Origin of the sequence: Snodgrassella communis, from assembly GCF_914768045.1 — a bacterium.
GTDB classification, from domain to species: domain Bacteria; phylum Pseudomonadota; class Gammaproteobacteria; order Burkholderiales; family Neisseriaceae; genus Snodgrassella; species Snodgrassella communis.
In genome coordinates, this window is sequence record NZ_CAJZCD010000003.1 from 1 (window position 1) to 19,747 (window position 19,747).

Consider the following 19,747-nt stretch of genomic DNA (forward strand, 5'->3'; position numbering starts at 1 on the left):
GCAGCGAGCCAAGGCCATGCAGGACGCAGCCTTGAATGGTAAGAATGGCAAAATTGCGCAATTGAAGGATTTATATGCGCTGGGAGCGGATATCTGGAAACGGCTTAAAGCTAAAGATAGCAGTGATATGAAAGTGCTGATGGACAGAATCCGGAATAGTCCGGAAGCGTATACGCCGAAATATCCTGAGGTGACAGAGCTGTTTGATGAGCAGATACATGATTCACGCGCTAAATACATGCATACGCTGCTGAGTGACCGCGAGCCGTTTACCAGTTATTTTTCTCACCGGCTGATATTCAGTGGTTCATATTCTAATAAGCCGCTGACGCCGATGTTGTTGAAAAATAATTTAGCCGGTCTGACTGGTATTGCCCGCAGTGCCTATATGTCGATTCGTTATGGTAATCCGGCTTATATTCTGCTGGGGCTGAATAATCCGGAGCTGTTTGTGACGGATGCGGATTATAAGGCTCTGGATGAGCTGAAGAATGGTTTTGATGCTATTGTGATTGATCCGGATACAGGTAAGGTGTTGATGGATGGAAAAAATCTCAAAAAACTAATCGATATGTGCAAAAAATCGCAGCAAGCCATGCAGCAGTTACAGGAATCGCTCAATCAGGTACAGCCGTGGAATATGGATGAGTTTGCAGACAAGATACTGAAGGAAATTGCCAAAAACGGCAATGAAACGCTGAAGAATCTGGAACAAATCCGGGAATTGCTGCAACAACAGAAACAGCAGTTGGCCAAAATGGTACAAGCGGCCACTGCTGGAGCCAATACGCCTACGCAAATAGCCAGTATGGCGGCGGCGGATGAGGCCAGTGCTTCGATGGCTGAGGCTGGTGGAGCTGAAACGGCAATAAAAATGCAGCAGCAGCTAGATAACATGCTGAAAGCTGTAGAAGCCAGAATAGAGCAGTTACAGGCTGCGCTGGATCCGGCCAATCAGGTGGGTGATGGTAGTGCGGCGGCACGGGTACAAAATCTGCTGTCTCAGCTAGATATACAGCCGGCGGGAAGCCAGAATCTGAATTTGGTTGAGGGGATGGCAAATACGCAGATACGTTTCCTGCCTAAAGGACAGGTGTTGGAAGACATCAATCCGCAGGCGATGGCAGATTATTTGCGTGCGCAAATTGATGAATATCGGCAGAATCTGCAACGGCAAACGGCAAATGCGGTGAAGCTGATGCAAAATGGGGAAGATGATCCGCAGACGCTGGCGCAGGTATTCTATCGCAATGCTCAGGGCGATATAGCTGATCAGGCGGTAAGCAATATCAGTAGAACAACGCTCAATAGTCTGGGGATGCAGGATTTGGAGCTGAATGAGTTTCTGCCGGAAAATATTGCCAACCGCAGCCGGGCAGAAATTACTCAGTTGCTCCAGCAGTTGCGCAGTGGGCAGGTTCCAGCAGAATTGCAGTCGTTGCCACAACACCGTCTGCAAATAATGGCTCGGGTGCTGGAAAGCTGGCTGGCTTAAAATTCAAATGGCCGGCAGGAGGGATGCTTTTGCCGGCCGGATGAGGTAATTCAGCTACTGTACTAAATACTGTAGATGATATTTCTAGTATGGTAATTTTTTTCGGAGTCTTCCCCTACTCTGCTCTGCAATTTAGAAGCAGTAGCACTGCAGCTAATCCAAAATAATGAATAAAGGTATAATTGATATAGTTTGCACTCCAGCCAGACCAATTTAAATATTTTCTATACTCATAAAATTGCCAGAATGAAAGAAATCAAAACAATGGTGTATATGCCATCAAGAACAACCCTATTCTGGTTGTTAATTTAAGCCCGTATGTTTGCACTGTTCATTCTCCTATCATAATATTTTTCAGATAAAATTTGGCTTAATATTTTGAAATTGAAAAAATAACAATACTATTTATACATGGTAATAAATAACACAATGGTAATAAAGCTAACATGGCGCATATCTTAGTTTTTATTAGATATTTAATCTTATCTGTAATTAACTAATTTTCAGACAATTTCTTCGCGACTTTAGATATAGAGCCTTGAGAATATGATTAATATCTGGCTACTGGCACAATCAAGATAATTGTTCAATCCAATCTGCTTTTACGCAATCGCAAAGCGTTGAGTAATACGGAGATGGAGCTCATCGCCATAGCTGCGCCGGCGATAACCGGGCTAAGCCAGCCGATGGCGGCCAAGGGTATACCAAGAATATTATAGAAAAAGGCGAAAAACAGATTTTGTTTCACCACACGTACGGTGGCATGGGCTAAGGCAAGGGCGTCGGCTACTTGGGTTACGGAATGGCGCATTAAGGTGGCCGAAGCGGTATTGGTGGCGATATCTGCCCCACCATACATGGCAAAGCTGACATCGGCTGCGGCCAGTGCTGGTGCGTCGTTTATGCCATCGCCAACCATGGCCACAACTTTGCCCTGCTGCATCAGTAAATGTACTGCCTCAGCTTTGGCGCGCGGATTCATTTGTGCCTGATAATGGCTGATACCCAGTTGTCTGGCGATGTGTTCGACTACGCTGTGCTGGTCGCCACTCATCATCTGGATTTCAATATGCTGTTGCTGTAAGCGCTGAATGGCGCTGATGGTATCTTCTTTTAGGGCATCGGCAATGGCAAATGCACCAGCCACTTCTTCATTGATGGCGATAACTACGATGCTGGCAATCTGCCAGATTTCCTGTTCCATCAGCTCCTGCGGAATGCTGAATCGGCAATAGGCCGGATTGCCCACTTTGACATTGCCGTAACCTGCTATCTGTGCCTGTGTCCCCTGCCCAATATCGCTATGGCTGTTGGTAGCGGTTAATGCAGGCAGTTGCTGCTGTTGTGCAGCCTGTATGATGGCCTGTGCCAGTGGGTGGGTTGTAAGCTGTTCTACGGCAGCAGCCAGTTGCAGAATTTTCTGGCTATTAAAGTTACTGTTGGGAGCGCACCATTGGGCAATAATCTGTGGCTTGCCATTGGTAAGGGTGCCGGTTTTATCCAGTACAACGGTAGTTACTTGGCTGGTACGCTCCAGTGAGGCGGCATCTTTAAACCATACGCCATTGCGTGCTGCGCGTCCCATGCCTACCATCATGGCGGCAGGTGTGGCCAGCCCCAGTGCACACGGGCAGGCAATAACCAGCACGGCTACGCCACGGGTAATTGCCTGATTAAAATCGCCGCTAAGCCAGTAGTTGAGGATAAAGGTTAATACGGCGATGGCAACCACTGTAGGCACAAATATCATGGATACTTTGTCGGCCAGCCGTGCGATGGGTGCTTTGCTGCCTTGCGCCTGCGCCAGTGCCTGCATCATGTCGCCCAGCAGGGTTTGGCTGCCGAGGGTTTGTGCCTGATAGGTAATGCTGCCGTTACTAAGCAGTGCGCCGGCCAATACTTTGTCACCAGTCTGTTTTAATAAGGGTTTGGATTCGCCGGTGAGATAGCTTTCATCACACCACGCTTCGCCACTGGATACGATGCCATCGGCAGCAATGCGATTGCCGGCATTGGTTTGCAGGATATCGCCCGGCTGTATCTGGCTCAGTGGTACTTGCTGCCAGCCATGAGCAGTTTGTTTGCGTACCATTTTCGGGGTGAGTTGCAGCAGCATACTCATGCTGTTGAGGCTTTGTTTTTTGGTGCGCTGTTCGAGATATTTACCCAGCGATACAAAGGCAATCACCATGACGCTGGCTTCAAAGTAAATATACTGGTGTGCATGATTATGCTGGTTAAACAGCATTACGCTGGAGTAAAGCCAGATGGCTATTGTGCCCAGAGACACAAGTACGTCCATATTGGCTACACCGCCCTGTAGGGATTTGATGGCGCTATTGTAAAACGGCCATGCGAAGCCAAGCTGGATAATGGATGCCAGTATAAACTGCCATAGCGGTGGCAGCATCCACTGCTGTCCCAGTAACATGCCTAGCATACCAATAATAAACGGCATGGCAATCAGCCAGATTATTGCTAATCGCCATGATATGCGGGTATGTTCACCAGACTGTGTATCAGCCAGTGTTTCGATACCGGTACTGCTGGCTGGTATAGCCTTAAAGCCGGTTTTAGCAACTATCTGCACGATTTCGTTTGTAGTCAGAATGCTGTTGTCAAAACAGGTTTGTAATTCATCGCTGGCAAAATTAACATCGGCTGCAATAATGCCCTGTTGCCGGCGCAATACTTTTTCAATGCGGTTGGCACAGGCCTGACAGTCCATGCCTTCAATAGCAAAACGCGCTGTTGCGGTTTTGTTACTGTTTGAGTGCTGCTTTTCATCCATTGTCCTGTCCTTTACCTGTGCAACCGTTCTGCCTAGTGGGCTAAACTACATCAAATCCAGCTGCCTCTACGGCAGCTTTAAGGGTTTCTACATTGGTAAGGCGGTCATCAAAGCCAATATCGGCAATGCTGGTGGCAAAATTTACCGCCACGGTTTCTACACCCGGACTGCCCTGCAATGCTGCTGTGACACTTTTGGCACAGCCTTCGCAGCTCATGCCGTCAATTTTGAACTGAACCATTTGCATTTTTGCCTCCTTATGGTTTGGGTTAAATCAAAATCTACAAAATAAAGCTTAAACCTTAACGCTGTGATAGAGTCAAATTTTAATTCGGATTTACAGTATTTTCTTAATGCGCTATGAATATTGGTACAGCAGAAAAATTATCCGGTTTATCCTGTAAGACAATTCGGGATTACGAGGCCGCCGGTTTAATCCGGCCATTGCGTCAGAGCAATGGCTATCGCAGTTATAGTGATGCAGATATTGCTACTCTGTGTTTTATTAAACATGCGCGTGAAGTGGATTTTTCATTAGCACAGATTGCTGAGCTATTAGCATTACGCAATAATCCGCAGCGCGTTAGTGCCGATGTGAAGGCGCTGGTTGGGGAGCATATCCAGCGCCTGAACCAGAAAATCAATGATTTGAACAGTATGAAGGATACGCTGGAAAACTGGTATAAGCATTGCGGTGGCAATGCCTCACCTCAGTGTGCCATTATTGACGGGCTGAATAAGCACGACTGTGCCAATAGCAGGGATTAAGGCTGCTCGTTATTGGCTATATTGAAATGTGACAAGCTGCTGTACGTTGTAACTAAAACTGTCTTTTTGTTTAAAACCGGCTAAAATAGTCGCTTTTTGGCACTTTTGCCTGCGTTTATTGTTGCTATGCGTCTAACCCACATCAAGCTTTCCGGCTTTAAATCATTTGTTGACCCCACTACGATTGCGGTACCGGGCAGACTGGTTGCTGTCATCGGGCCAAATGGCTGTGGTAAAAGCAATGTGATAGATGCGGTACGCTGGGTACTGGGTGAGGCCTCGGCCAGACAGTTGCGTGGCGAAAGCATGCAGGACGTGATTTTCAATGGTGCCAATACCCGCCGTCCGGCTCCGCGCGCCAGTGTGGAACTGGTGTTTGATAACAGTGATGGCCAGCTTCAAGGCGCATGGGGACAATATGCGGAAGTGGCGATAAAGCGCCAGCTTACTCGTCAGGGCGATTCTACTTATTACATCAATAATCAGGTCGTGCGCCGCCGCGATATTACTGATCTGTTTCTCGGCACGGGTGTAGGTGCTCGTGGCTATGCGGTGATTGAGCAAGGCATGATTTCGCGCATTATTGAAGCGCGGCCGGAAGAGCTGCGTGCTCATATTGAAGAAGCTGCCGGCGTATCCAAATACAAGGAACGCCGGCGTGAAACTGAAAACCGGCTGGCCGATACGCGCGAACATTTACAACGGCTGGCCGATTTACAAAGCGAGCTGGATCGTCAGGTAGAAAAGTTACAGCGACAGGCCAATACTGCCCGACGCTATCAGGAACTGAAAGCCCAGATTGCTGATAAACAGGATTTATTTGATTACAGCCAGTGGCAGCAGGCACTGCATCAGGCCGATAGTGCCACACTGCTGTACCAACAGCATGGCAGTGCGCAGGAAACACTCCAGCAACAAGTGGAGGCACTGGAAGAAACGCTGCAACAATTACGCCAGCAGGAGCAGCAACAGCAGCAGCAGGTACGGGAAGCTGAAATGAAGCGTGCCGGCCTGCGTGAACACTGGGCGCGGCTGGAAGAACAAATTCGCCACCGGCGAGACTGGCAGCAGCGCATTGCACGTGAGCAGGCGCAGGCACAAACGGAGCTGCAACGACTGCATAATGAAGACCAGCAACAGCAGGAGCAGCTCAAAACTGCTGGTATGGAGCTGGAAGAACAGCAGCTACAGCGCGAACAATGGGCACTACAGGCTGCGGAACATGAAGCGCGCATGCCGGAACTGGAAGAACTGGCTCATCAGGGTGAGCGCACCCGCCAGAATCAGCAAAATGAGCTGGCACGGCTGGAGCGTGAGCTGGCGATTAAGCAACAGCAACATCACCATGCAACCAGCAGTATTAACCAGTTGCAGCAACGCCAGCAGCGTTTGCAAGAAGAACTGGCACAACTGGCCTTACCGCAAACCGAAGAACTGCAACAAGCGCAGGACACCGCAGCAGAGCTGGAGCAGGTTGTGGCCACTCTGGAAGAAAACCTGCTGCAATATGAGCAGCAACGTGAAAACGCACAACAAACACTTATTCTGGCGCAGCAACAGCACCGGCAACTGGACAAACAGCAGCTTACGCTAAGCGCACAGGTAGAAACGTTAATTGCCTTGCTCCCGCAGGCTGAGCGCAGCAGCATTGCAGACGTAACTGATGCGGATATTCCATTGCTGTGGCAACACATGCAGGTTGCGCCACAATGGCAGCACGCCACCAGCGTGGTTCTGGGACACAAGCTACAGGCGCAGCATACTGAGCAGTTAAAACTGGCCGATATCCTGCCCGAATGCACAACAGTATGGATCAATCAGGCTGATGAAGCAGAAAAACAGCCTCTTGCGCCTAATGCCTTATTGCAGCATATAGAAGTACAGGCACCTTTTACGCAAGCGATACACTATTGGCTTGGACAGGTATTATGTGCTGAAACATTGGATGCAGCCCTGCTTTTGCAGGCAGACTTACAGCCCCATCAATTGATTGTCACTCCGGAAGGTCATAGTGTTGATGCGGTTAGTGTTACTTTATATACCGAAGATAATGGCATCAGTCTGCTGCAACAGCAGCAGCAACTGCGTGAGCAGCAGCAGGCACAGGCGGCGCTGGAAAAACCATTACAGCAGGCAGCAGAAGCCATGCAGCTGGCACAGCGCAATCTAGAAAATACTGAAACCCAGCTAAATCAGTGCCAGCAGCAGCTAAAACAGCAACAACAGCACTGGCAAACTGCTTCAGCTCAGGCCACTGAGTTACTGGCACGCACCGGCCAAGGGCAGTTACGGCGTGAACATATTCAGCAGGAAAGCGCGCTGATAAACAGCGAATTGACCCAACAGCAGCAGGTACAGCAACAGTCTCAGGCTGATATTGAAAACCTGAATCTGGCTATTGAACAGTTGCGTCCACAATTACAAAATCACACCGCCAGCCAGCACAGCCAGCAGCAAACATTAAAACAAAGTCAACTGGCCTTACTGGAAGCACGCCGGCAGCAAGGGCTGGTGGAAATGGCCATTGTACGGCTGCAACAATGCATTCAGAGTGCCACTCAGGAACGCCAGCGCATTGCCCGCGATACCGAACGCTGGCAGGAACGCCAGAGTGAGCTGGCTTTGGGTATTGCCGAGCAGGAAATGGACGATGAGCAAACCCTGCAAACCGAAGAACTGAATGCACAGATTGACGTGGCTGGTGAGCAGTGTGCAGCCGCACAGCAACAGCTCCAGCAACTTCAGCAGCAATTACAACAGACGCAGCAGCAGCAACATAGCCTCAACAGCCGCTTACCGCAGTTACAGGCCGATACCCAAGCAGCCCTGTTACAGCAGCAGGAAGCTTTGCTCAATGCCAGACGCTTTCATGAAACACTCCAGCAGAATAACGCCAATCTGGATGCATTGGCTGAGCAGTTTGCCCAGTCCGCTCAGGCGGCACCGGAACTAAGCCAGCAGATTGCAGCACTGGCACAAAAAATCAACGCACTCGGTGCAGTTAATCTGGCCGCATTGCAGGAATTGGAAGAAGCACACGAGCGCGCTGAGTATTATCAGAAACAAACCGCTGATGTACAGGCAGCCATTGCCCTGCTGGAAGAGGCTATCAGCACCATTGATGAAGAAACCAAAAGCCGCTTTAAAACCACTTTTGATGCGGTCAACGAAAAAGTACAGAGCTATTTCCCCACCCTGTTTGGTGGTGGTGAAGCGCATCTGGATATGGTAGGTGATGATTTACTCAGTGCTGGTGTCTCCATCATGGCACGCCCGCCCGGCAAGAAAAACAGTACCATTCATCTGCTTTCCGGTGGCGAAAAAGCCTTAACCGCCATGAGTCTGGTATTTGCCCTGTTCAGCCTTAATCCGGCGCCATTCTGCCTGCTGGATGAGGTGGATGCACCGCTGGATGATGCCAATACCAGCCGCTTTTGTAATCTGGTACAACAAATGTCGGCACAAACTCAGTTTGTTTATATTTCGCATAACCGCCTGACGATGGAAATGGCCGAACAGCTGGTAGGCGTAACTATGCAGGAAAAAGGGGTGTCGCGTATTGTTGAAGTGAATATCCGTCAGGCACTCGATATGGCAGAAGCGTAAGCGCAAACAGGCATATCCGTTTCTTTACAGCACACTTACCAATGTATCTGCGCGGCTGCTTATGCAGCCCAGCAATAAATGCTGATAATCAAGCCAGATTTTTAATTTATAATCGCCGTAAAACCGGCTTCTACAGTTAATGCATATGCTCCTGAATCTTTTATATCAATTTTTATGGCTGTTCGCTCCACCCTTTTTACGCAGATATCTGCGCCGCCGAGCGAAACTGGCTCCGGCTTATGCACTCAACTGGCCGGAACGTTTTGGCAAACCTTATCCAAATCCGGTAAAACATGCAATCTGGATTCACGGTGTTTCTGTAGGCGAAACCCGCGCTTCATTACAATTTATCCGCGCCTTGCAAGGTCTTTTTCCAGATACACCGCTGCTAATGACTCAAACCACGCCCACTGGCCGTGCTACCGCAGAACATTTTTTTCCCGAAGCACAATGTCGCTATCTGCCCTATGATAAAAAAACATGGGTTAGCCAGTTTATCCGCGAACACCAGCCCTTATTCGGTATTTTAATGGAAACAGAAATCTGGCCTAATCTGATGAATGTTTGTGCTCAGAATCACATTCCCCTGTTTATGGCCAATGCACGCTTATCAGAAAAATCCCTGCGCGGTTATCTGAAAGTGCGCTCACTGGTTGCACCACCACTGGCTACGCTAACCGGCTGCTATGCACAAACCGATGCCGATGCCCAGCGGCTAAAGAAAATCGGTGCCGTCAATATACAGGTTTGCGGTAATACCAAATACGATATATCGCCACCAACAGATATGTACACGCTGGCACAGACATTTAAACAGCGTATCGGCAACCGGCCAGTAGTAGTTTGTGCCAGCACCCGTTTTTATCATGGTATAGACGAAGTAAAATTATTGCTAGACGCATGGGCGCAACAAAAGTTCGGCAATACTTTGCTGGTAATCATCCCGCGCCACACAGAACGTTTTCAGCCAGCTTTTGAATATGCCGAAAAATTAAATTTTATTACTCAGAAACGCAGCGATAATCAGGATATTGCAGAAGAAACGCAAATTTGGATTGGCGACAGCATTGGCGAACTCTTTGCCTATTATCTGTGTGCCGATATTGCTTTTGTAGGCGGTAGTCTGGTTGATAGTGGCTGCCATAATATTGTTGAGCCCATTGCCTGCAAGCTCCCTACTCTGTTTGGCCCATCTACCTACAACTTTGCCGATGCAGCACCTAAAGCAATTGCTGCCGGTGCGGCACGGCAAATTCAGTCAGCCGATGACTGGGCAGCCACAACATTAGCTTTACTTGCTCATTCACAGCAAAGGCAGCGTATGTCAGATAGTGCAGAAGCTTTTATTCAGCAACATCAGGGAGCCAGTGAGCACATGGCAAAATATATCTTTGATGAAATTCATAAACACTGAACAATAATCTGTTTACTCCTTTACTGATATATATCAATAATTACTTTAGATTTTTAATATAAACTATACATTATAATAAATAGCTTGATTAATCCACTTGGGTAATGGCTAAGGAAAAATTCTATTTGATAGAGACTTATATAAATCTATGTCATTATTCTGATATATTAAAAATTGGTATACATATTGCTTGAATAATTGTTTTATCCGTATAAACAATTCTATTATGCAATACTCAGACAATTGTCAAGCAAGAACAAAGACCCAGATGGGTTTCACATTAATTGAGCTTTTGGTTGTAGTAGCTATCATCGGCATCATTGCTGCTATGGCTGTACCGTCATATCAGAATAATGTTACTAAAGCCCAGCTCACTCGCGCCTATTATGAGCTTAAAGCCACAACCACTGCTATAGATACCATCATTGCTACCGGCAATGTCCCAACCATGAATAGATCGTTAGATGGTCAGTCTGTCAATGGTAAGCTTTATGAATTTATTGGTATAGATAGTAATCATATTGATTCCAATATTTTATCAAATGCCAATATTATTTCTAATCAGGATAATATTAGAGGCCTAAGTGCAACTTTAGGAAATAATGTTTCTCCTGCAATTAGTGGAACAGTTATTAATCTGGAACGTTCGGAGAATGGTACTTGGACATGTCACATTGAACCTCATGGAAGTAATTATGCAAACCATTCCAGATATGCAATCAGTAATTGCACCATTACTGGAAATTAAAAATTTATGATTTGAAACCAGCTTTTAGATAATTATTTTATTTTAAAATGTAACCATGACACTGTATTTTGATTATACACAGTATTTTGTTCATTTACATCAAACATGGGAGGCATATGGTCTCCGATAATAACTACTTCAACGCCTTTCATTTGAGGATCATTTACCCATTGAGCCAACTGATCAAAAAATTGCGTTTGTAACACGTGATTGCGACAAGAATTGCTACCTTGGATAAGACCATACTGCTGACAGTCTAATCTATTATTGTGCATATCCTGTTTAGCATAAGGAAAATGTGTTGTTAATGTCATCCAGTATACAAATGTCTTTGGTTTGTGTAACAACATTTTTTTCACGTCTGCAAAAATGGCACTATCACACACACCGTTAAATGGAGAACACCGCGGTGATTGTGGCATATCTTCTAAAAATCGCTGATATTGAAACCCGACTGTAGGATACCAGGCAACACGATTATAGAAACTTCCAGTAGAGCCATGAATAGCAAATGTTGTATAGCCCCGTTTTTGCAACAAATTAGGTAGACAATTAGTTAAATTCAAGTTAACTATATTATGTGTATCGAGTAAAGGTAAATCAATTTGACATAATTCCTTTAGTTCAGCCTGTACAGTAACACCGTTGAATTTTTTAATACCACGTTCAAGAATCTCAAAATGCTCATGTTTATTCAATATATTTTGAATAACAACATCTTGTAATTTTGTATTTATTGCAGAACCCCATGATTCATTTATTATGAGTAACAATTTATTATTATCGTTATGTTTGAAGAGCTGCAAACTCAAAGATTTATTACCAGAATTCAACATTCTTGCATCGGCATTAGAATTATCGGTTTGAGAAAAATTATTACTATTATCCTGAACAAAGAAAAATACTAATCTACTCTCTGCAAAATTAGGTGAGATTAAAGAATTGTACATTGCTCCTACTAGAAGCAGGTACAAGCCTAAAACTATTCGTTGCTTAACATAATAATTATTATTTTGCTTAAAATTTAGATAAAATATGACAACTAACCAAATTACAGCTAGCCCCAACATCAAGCAATATTCTATTGGAGCCCGCCATATCAGTGGCAGCAAATGAATAGCATCACTGATGCCATGTAATGGAAAAAGCTGCACTACAATGAGTAAACAATCAATCAGGAAAATATACACCAGTAATAATGCCGCTAGAACCCGTATCCAGAAACGTGGCAAACAAAAAAACATTGCAACAACGATATAGTCCAGATTAAGCCATGGTCTTAGCGTATTGGTATAAGAACATATTAACTTGAATAAACCATTGGGTAATATGGCACATACTAGAAAAAAAAGAAGTAATTTATCTATTTTTAAATTAACATTTATTTTCAAAAAAAACAACCTGCCACTTAAATTTATATTTTTTAACTTTTATTTAAATCATATTTATCCGATGATGCATTATTGATTTATTATATAAAGCATCATTGATAAATATTTAAATAATTTAAACAAATAAAAAAACGGGAAAATTCCCGTTTTTTTACATATACCTAAATTAATTACCTGCAGCTGTAGAAGGGCAACCAGTTGCTGCATATTTAGCAGGAACATCAGTTGTGCATGTCCATGAGCCAGCAGAATTGCGAGTCCAAGTTACTTTGCCGCCTGCTAAGGTTGTAGCAGCATTATGACCAAATTCTGCCTCAATTGTCGCAGTACCGTTTGCATTCATTGTTACTTGAGGTACACCAGTGTTAGCAGGAAGCGCCGTTCCGTCATCCTGTAAGTCCCCAGTAATCAAATTTGAACCAGTCGCACCCAGTTGGCATCGACCAACTTCCTGACCAAGTTGAGTTTTACCATCAAGCATACAAGTTTCAACAGGTGTTTTCAGCGAACCTGCTTCAGCCACTACACGACTAACTTGAGAGCGGGCAATGTAATTCTGGTATTGTGGAATGGCAATAGCTGCCAGAATACCGATAATCGCAATAACGATCATCAATTCAATCAGGGTAAAACCTTTTTGTAATGATTTCATACTTAGCTCCTAGGGTTAAGAGTTTATAACAACAAATTTTAAATTTTTTCAGTTGCAGGTAACTATATTCAGTAAATATTAGCTCCTGCTAACTTCGATATAAGTACTAGCATGATCTGTGCCAGTTTTGAAAAATTGTGTATTAATTCTTTTATACTTAAAATTATATTTTTGAATTACAAGCAATTCAGACAAATACCGATTTTAGCCACACACTCAATATCCCGGTGATAACCATTAGGGGGAGTGCGTTTTGGTATTGAGACCGCTTATAAATAAATCAACCTTAAATCATAAACTACACTTGATAATACTGCTGCATATACGCCCAGACTGCAGCCAGCATAGCCAGCTGGGTAGCACTATGCCCCATTCCTGCTTCAACATTGATATAGTCAATCTGCTGTTGAGACGCCCACACAGACAAAGAACCATCATCTTGAACCTGTTGGTTATTCTGTAAAACCACATTGAAGTTACGGCTGGCCAGAAAATCAAACGCCTGTTGAGTAGTCACATAAAAGAAATCGTGCGCATCGCTGTTTGGGCTGATGGCAATCTTATTCATCGCCTGAGCCATTGAACCACCTGCCTTATAATTATGTACAGACAGCCCATTCGGATGGTTGTTATGTACGGCAACGATAAGCCGGGCATGCATCAGATACTGGTTAAGAAAATGCTTAGCAGCCTGATTTAGCTGCTCGGCAGCAATAGCACAATTGCCATCACGACATTTCAGTGAGCTCTGGCGCCCTAGCGGTGTGAAAATCCGGTTGGGGTCAAAATGATAGTTTGCCTGATTATTTTGTATGCTGATTTCCCGGCTGCCATCATGACGTAAATCCAGTAAACAACCCTGCTGTATTCGGCTTAGGGTTTGTACAGCAGTCTGTCGTGCGGTTTCTTCATTATCATGCACGTGTATCCAAACAATATCAGGCCATGGTGTGCCTGCACAGATTTGAGTTACTGGTAATGCCATTACTGAATCAGCAGGAGCGGAACTGCCTGAAGTCATAGTTTCCGCTAGGACAGACGGGGAGCTTACAATCGATAACAACATTACAATATAGAGATAAAAATAGTGTGTAACTTTTTTCTTCATGATGATGATTATCTGTTTTAGTTAAGATTTAGCTACTTTCCTGCATCGGGCGAAAACTTGCCAGTTTTTGCTGTTTAATTTAGCCTGCGAGACACAGTATGCGCAGAAAACAAGGCTGATTAGATACATTTATTTTTTAAATAAATAATTTATCTTATTGGTTAATTGTAGTTAATTCTTCGCTAAGTGAAATAATTTATTAAATGTGTCAAATTTTGTCACAATTAACTGAATTGTGTAACCATAGGAAAGTATTATACTGTTTAAGTACAAATTTGTATTTCTTGGTTAGTTAAGCACGGTTTCAATTGCAATCAATAATGATATTAATTATCATTGATATCAGTAATTGGCTTTCTTTGTACAGATTTGTATGTCTCAACACGTATTTCCTTCTTTTAAATTAGTTATCTTTCCGTTAATTTTTTCTGGCAGTACTGTATATGCTCAAGATGGTATCGCGAGGCTGGAAGATGTTTATGTGACGGCTGAGAAGCAGGTTAAACAGTCACTTGGTGTATCCAAACTTGATAATAAGGATATTGAACATAAACCACCGGTAAATGATATTTCTGAACTGGTGCGCACGATGCCGGGAGTAAATCTAACCGGTAATACAGCCTCCGGCCAGCATGGTAACAAACGCCAGATTGATATCCGCGGGATGGGGCCGGAAAATACGCTGATTATGATTGATGGCCGGCCGGTTACTTCGCGTAACAGTGCGCGTATGAGCTGGCGCGGTGAACGGGATACGATTGGTGACAGTAACTGGGTACCGGTAGCTGAAATCAAGTCGATTGAGGTAATTCGCGGGCCAGCCGCAGCACGCTATGGTTCTGGCGCAGCCGGTGGTGTGGTTAACGTAGTGACAAAAAAAGTCAGTAATGAATTTCATGGTGCGGTTAATGCCTTTATGAATTTACCGGCAGATAAAAGGGAGGGTGATTCTCACCGTATCGGCTTTGATTTAAGCGGACCAATCGTGAAAGATGTGCTGGGATTCCGGCTATATGGGAATCTGAACCGCACTGATGCTGATTCACCCTACATTAATCAGGGTTTAAACGACAAAAACAGTAAATCTCTGGCTGCCGGACAGGAGGGCTTGATTAATAAGGATGTGGCCGGACGTCTGGCGTGGCGCCTGTCACCAGCACAAACATTAACTCTGGATGCTACTTATAGCCGGCAAGGCAATCGCTACAACGGTGATGGTCCGAACAATGTGCAAACTGATTACACTAAAAGTTTATACGGTAAGGAAACACGCCGGATATACCGCCAGAGTTTTGCGCTGACGCATGAAGGGATTTGGGATTGGGGCGACAGCAAGCTGGTAGCGCAATATGATAAAACCACCAACAGTCATTGCTCGGAAGCGTTGTCTGGCGGCCCTGAAGGTTTGTGTCAGGATTTGGGCAGTAAGGAGATTACTTACGCCGACAGTATTCTAACTACTAAACGTCTGGCTGGTGAGGTAAATATTCCTTTTACTTTGGGTGTGCCACATGTTCTGACTTTAGGTGCAGAATATCAGCACGAGAAGTTGGATGATCCGGACGGTCTGCGTCGCATTCCCTTACCCGATGCTGTTTACCCGGCAGCAGCCAATCATACGCCGGCGCTAAGTAGCTGGGCAGGCTATGTGGAAGATAATATCAGCCTTACTGATAAGTTGAGGCTGGTACCGATGCTGCGTTACGACCACAATAATAAAACGGGCGGAAATATCAGCCCGGGGGTGAACATGGCCTGGCAGCTGCATCCGAACTGGCTGATTAAGGGTGGCATTGCGCGCGCTTACAAGGTACCGAATCTGTATCAGAGTACAGACAGTTATATGCTGTACAGCAAAGGTAATGGCTGTGCCACTTCATCGGGCAGTGGTCGTGGCTGTTATCTGATTGGTAACAGTAAACTGAAACCGGAAACCAGTATTAATAAGGAGCTGGGCTTCGAATTTAATAAAGATGGTTATCTGGCCTCGCTGGCTTATTTCCGCAATGATTATAAAAATAAGATTGAGGCTGGCCGGCAGATTATTTTTACCGCCAGTACTGCTATGACTACCCGCGCCGGTGGCTACGATTATTTTGAATGGACAAATACTCGCAAGGCGCTGGTAGAAGGACTGGAAGGAAATCTGACGCTGCCGTTTTCTAAGCAGTGGAAATGGGTGAACAATTTTACTTATATGTTTAACTCTAAGAATAAGGAGACTGGTAATCCTTTATCCGTTATTCCAAAATATACGATAAATTCATCTCTTGCATGGTCTCCAACCGAAAAATGGGATGCTGTGCTGACCTATACTTTCTATGGTCGTCAGGAGCCGCGCACTGTTCCTGTCAATCCGGTTGAAGCCGGCAAGGGTAACAGCGGAAAAGACACGGGCGGCCTGAGCGGCGAAGAAGTTGGCAGCTATGGTATCTGGGGTATTTCTGCCGGATATGCTGTTAATAAGAATATTAATGTCCGCACCGGTATGTCGAATATTTTCAATAAACGCATCTACGCGTCTACTCTGCGTGGTACGGCTTACACTTATAATGAACGTGGTCGTGCTGTCTGGGGCAATATGAAAGTTTCGTTCTGATATTTTGTTCCAACAGGTTGCCCTTGTGGCAACCTGTTGTGTTATTAAAATGATGTTTTATCATGACTTGAAAGCAAAAATCAGTTATAGTAATAAATAGTAATGATTATTATTTACTTGAAAACCCAAACGAGCACCTCAAATAGGTTAAACATGATTTATTGATTAGCAATATGTTTTAACAAAACAATCTGGTCTGGCGATTTTTTACAGCTATTTCATCATTTTTTGCAATGCGGAAACAAAATCTTACTTCACTGTCATTCTGTTGTCTCCATATGTTCTGTAGAACCAGTCAACTGACGGAAAGATTACATATGCGCCAGATTATTATTTTTTTATTAATGTTTTTTACGGCCTTAATCTTGCACAACACAGCTAAAGCACAGCCTAATTTGAATGTAAGTGCCAATCTTGCTGTACTACACCAGCAGCACAGCGGTTATCACTTTACTACGCTGCCGTTTACCTCGGCGGATGGGCAGCGTCATTATCGTGTTTACATAGCCATCCCAGACCAGAAAGCACCGACCAATGGTTTTCCTGTTTTCTATGCACTGGATGGCAATGCTGTGCTGGACTTCCTTACTCCGGCGAACATGCAAACATTGGCTACACAGGCTCAGCCTCCGGTACTGGTACTGCTGGGCTATGCTACGGCTAAGCGTTTTGACGTACAGGCTCGCGCCTATGATTACACCATAGCACCAGCTGATGACAATACTGACCCGCTGGATTCAAGCAGAATAAATGGTGGTGCTGATCTGTTTCTGGATTTGATCCAAAATCAAATTATGCCGGCAGTACAGCAGATAGTGCCGGTTAATATTAACGCACAAACGCTCTGGGGGCATTCATATGGCGGGCTGATGGTGTTGCATACTCTGTGTACCCGGCCTGATCTTTTCCAGCACTATATCGCTGCTGATCCGTCTGTGTGGTTGCACGGAGATTTACTCCAACAGGAAGTTGCGGCTGTGCTTAAACGCAAGAATACTTTGTCTGCCCGCAGCTTGTGGCTATTAAACAGCAGACATAAGGTAGATAAAATTCCTAAAAATCCTCAAGTTGCGGCACGAATCAGCATACGCAACGAGCTGATAGCCAGACAAGGCAGCCTGAGAAAAAAACTGGTTGATGAATTACAGCAACATGCTGATTTAGCTATCAGACAAGACTATTTTCCTAATGAAAATCACGGCAGTATGTTTGGCAAAAGCCTGCAACTGGCACTTTTTGACCCCATAAATCGGCAATAATAATGAAGAAACGTTCACCACATCACGCTTATCTGGTACGTGTACAAGATATTATTGATTTAAGCCCTAACTTACGCCGGCTAGTTTTGCACAGTGATGAGCTAGCTGATTATCCGCACCAGTTTAACGGTGCGCACATTAAGATTTTTCTGGCACGCCACGGGCAATCAACACCACAACTGCCCCAATTTTCAGGCCACGGCTTTAACTGGGTTGAACCAGATAACAAACCGATTGTACGCACTTATACTATCCGCGATTATGACGCCAAGGCATGTACGATTAGCATTGATTTTGTGAAACATGGCAACAGTGCCCCTGCTTCGGCGTTTGCCGAACAGGCTCAGCCGGGAAATATGCTGGGGATTTCTTCTCCCGGTGGTCCGAATCCGATGCTGAAAACGGCTGCGCGTTATTTGTTCGCAGGCGACATCACGGCTTTACCGGCCATTGAATCACTGCTTGCTGCTATACAGACGGATGCATGTGGTGATGTGGTGCTGCTGCTCCCTCAGGTAGAGGATTTACCAGCTACTCTTTCCCTGCCTGCCGGAATGCGTTTGCACACCTTTTACGGCGATTTAAGTCTGGTTCCGGCACTGGTGAAATTGGTAAGCACTTTTGCTCCCCTTACCTGTGACGATTTTGCCTGGATTGCGGGCGAAGCCACTCTGGTTAAGCCACTGCGTGAATTACTGCGTACACAATGGCAATTACCACCCTTGCGCCACTATGCTGTTCCCTACTGGCGTCAGGGGGAAAATGAAGAAAGCTATCATGCAGCACGACACAACTTTATTGAAAAATAAATGCGATGTCTCAGAAAAAAATCACTTTACTTCTGCTCAGGCAGTATAATTTTTGCAAACGATAATGATAGGAAATTCTAAAAATGATTAAATCTTGCTGGAAACCTCTTGCTCTTTCCGTACTGACTCTGTCTTTACTTTCTGCCTGCAATCAGAAAAGTAATGAAAACAACAATGCCAGTAGCACTGCTGCGTCTGCCTCTGTTGCTGGCAATGGCGTAACTGTTAGCGTCAATACTGCCCGTGGTGAAATGGCGGTACCGGAAAATCCATCCAAAGTGGTGGTTTTTGATATGGCTACGCTGGATGATTTACAGGCATTGAAAGTGCCTGTTGCCGGTGCACCCAAAAAAGTACTGGTACCGTATTTGCAGCAGACTTTAGAAACGGTCAACAATGTCGGCACGCTGTTTGAACCGGATATGGAAGCCCTGCATGCCCTGAAACCGCAGTTAATTATTATCTCTGGCCGTACTGCACCTAAATATGATGAGCTGGCTGCGCTGGCTCCTACTATGGATATGTCAGACAGCGGACAGGATTTGATTGGTGATGGCCTGAAAATGCTTGATAGCTATGGCAAGCTGTTTAAGAAAGAAGCCGAAGCCAAAAAGCTACATGATGATATCCAGAACCTGCTGGCTGAAACACAACAGGCTGTCAAAGGGAAAGGTACCGGCCTGATTCTGATGGTAAACGCCGGCAAACTTTCTGCCTTTGGATCTTCTTCACGCTTTGGCTGGATTCATACTCAGGTAGGTGTACCGGTTGCAGATACCAGTATTCCGGCTGCACCGCACGGCCAGTCTGTATCTTTTGAATATGTACAGAAAATCAATCCAGACTGGTTATTCGTTATTGACCGCACAGCAGCCATTGGTGAAGAAGGTAAAACTGCTCAGGCCGTACTTAATAACGATTTGGTACGCCAGTCAAAAGCATGGAAAGAAAACCATGTTGTTTATCTGAGTAGTGCATCCTATCTGGCTGCAGGCGGTGTGCAACAAATGAAAACCGACCTGACCAATATCAAGGCTGCTTTCACTCACTAAGCTGCGCATTATCCATCCACAGTTATCAGGTTTTGCTTTGCCGCGCAAATTCGCG

Annotated in this window: 14 protein-coding genes; 9 read left to right on the forward strand and 5 right to left on the reverse strand. The window is 45.1% G+C overall.

The genetic code is table 11. The annotated features are described in order from the left end of the window. The coding region (locus tag MJ761_RS04115) for a T6SS phospholipase effector Tle1-like catalytic domain-containing protein (protein ID WP_239392860.1) at window positions 1-1,495 on the forward strand (1,495 nt) is incomplete at its 5' end. A 586-nt stretch (window positions 1,496-2,081) separates the two neighbouring features. On the opposite strand, the gene MJ761_RS04120 is transcribed toward MJ761_RS04115, so the two are convergent. Both MJ761_RS04120 and MJ761_RS04125 read right to left on the reverse strand, forming a co-directional pair. Then, window positions 2,082-4,286, reverse strand: coding sequence for a heavy metal translocating P-type ATPase (locus MJ761_RS04120; RefSeq protein ID WP_093093242.1), 2,205 nt, complete (start codon window positions 4,284-4,286; stop codon window positions 2,082-2,084). A 40-nt stretch (window positions 4,287-4,326) separates the two neighbouring features. Then, window positions 4,327-4,533 carry a heavy-metal-associated domain-containing protein gene (locus MJ761_RS04125; RefSeq protein ID WP_037405079.1) on the reverse strand — a complete coding sequence of 69 codons (207 nt, stop codon included), beginning with the start codon at window positions 4,531-4,533 and terminating at the stop codon, window positions 4,327-4,329. A 113-nt stretch (window positions 4,534-4,646) separates the two neighbouring features. On the opposite strand from MJ761_RS04125, the gene MJ761_RS04130 reads away from it, so the two are divergent. The 4 genes from MJ761_RS04130 to MJ761_RS04150 all read left to right on the forward strand — a co-directional run bounded on the left by MJ761_RS04130 (window position 4,647) and on the right by MJ761_RS04150 (window position 10,822). Beyond that, window positions 4,647-5,054, forward strand: a complete 408-nt coding sequence (locus tag MJ761_RS04130) for a MerR family DNA-binding protein (RefSeq protein ID WP_093093240.1) — start codon at window positions 4,647-4,649, stop codon at window positions 5,052-5,054. A 126-nt stretch (window positions 5,055-5,180) separates the two neighbouring features. Then, window positions 5,181-8,660: a chromosome segregation protein SMC gene (gene smc, locus MJ761_RS04135; protein ID WP_093093238.1), complete on the forward strand. Its 3,480-nt coding sequence runs from the start codon at window positions 5,181-5,183 to the stop codon at window positions 8,658-8,660. A 145-nt stretch (window positions 8,661-8,805) separates the two neighbouring features. Further along, complete coding sequence (gene waaA / locus MJ761_RS04140) at window positions 8,806-10,074, forward strand: lipid IV(A) 3-deoxy-D-manno-octulosonic acid transferase (RefSeq protein ID WP_093093250.1); 1,269 nt, start codon at window positions 8,806-8,808, stop codon at window positions 10,072-10,074. 268 nt (window positions 10,075-10,342) lie between these two features. Then, complete coding sequence (locus MJ761_RS04150; RefSeq protein WP_275413922.1) at window positions 10,343-10,822, forward strand: pilin; 480 nt, start codon at window positions 10,343-10,345, stop codon at window positions 10,820-10,822. A 32-nt stretch (window positions 10,823-10,854) separates the two neighbouring features. Here MJ761_RS04150 and MJ761_RS04155 read toward each other — a convergent pair whose 3' ends face one another. The 3 genes from MJ761_RS04155 to MJ761_RS04170 form a co-directional block, all read right to left on the reverse strand. Continuing rightward, on the reverse strand, window positions 10,855-12,213 hold the full coding sequence (locus MJ761_RS04155; RefSeq protein WP_093093234.1) for a sulfatase-like hydrolase/transferase: 1,359 nt from the start codon (window positions 12,211-12,213) through the stop codon (window positions 10,855-10,857). Window positions 12,214-12,379: 166 nt separating this feature from the next. Next, entirely contained in the window at window positions 12,380-12,865 is a 486-nt protein-coding gene (locus MJ761_RS04160) for a pilin (RefSeq protein WP_093093232.1), read from the reverse strand. A gap of 298 nt (window positions 12,866-13,163) precedes the next feature. Beyond that, complete coding sequence (locus MJ761_RS04170) at window positions 13,164-13,886, reverse strand: hypothetical protein (RefSeq protein WP_093093230.1); 723 nt, start codon at window positions 13,884-13,886, stop codon at window positions 13,164-13,166. Window positions 13,887-14,346: 460 nt separating this feature from the next. Here MJ761_RS04170 and MJ761_RS04175 point away from each other — a divergent pair, with 460 nt between their 5' ends. The 4 genes from MJ761_RS04175 (at window position 14,347) to MJ761_RS04190 (ending at window position 19,692) form a co-directional block, all read left to right on the forward strand. Beyond that, complete coding sequence (locus tag MJ761_RS04175) at window positions 14,347-16,572, forward strand: FepA family TonB-dependent siderophore receptor (RefSeq protein WP_093093228.1); 2,226 nt, start codon at window positions 14,347-14,349, stop codon at window positions 16,570-16,572. Between the two features lie 317 nt (window positions 16,573-16,889). After that, window positions 16,890-17,831: an alpha/beta hydrolase gene (locus MJ761_RS04180; protein WP_176715094.1), complete on the forward strand. Its 942-nt coding sequence runs from the start codon at window positions 16,890-16,892 to the stop codon at window positions 17,829-17,831. A 2-nt stretch (window positions 17,832-17,833) separates the two neighbouring features. Then, window positions 17,834-18,640 carry a siderophore-interacting protein gene (locus tag MJ761_RS04185; protein ID WP_093093224.1) on the forward strand — a complete coding sequence of 269 codons (807 nt, stop codon included), beginning with the start codon at window positions 17,834-17,836 and terminating at the stop codon, window positions 18,638-18,640. A gap of 83 nt (window positions 18,641-18,723) precedes the next feature. Further along, the gene (locus tag MJ761_RS04190; protein ID WP_218060230.1) at window positions 18,724-19,692 is read left to right on the forward strand and encodes a siderophore ABC transporter substrate-binding protein; all 969 of its coding nucleotides are present in this window, start codon (window positions 18,724-18,726) and stop codon (window positions 19,690-19,692) included. The last annotated feature ends 55 nt before the right edge of the window (window positions 19,693-19,747 follow it).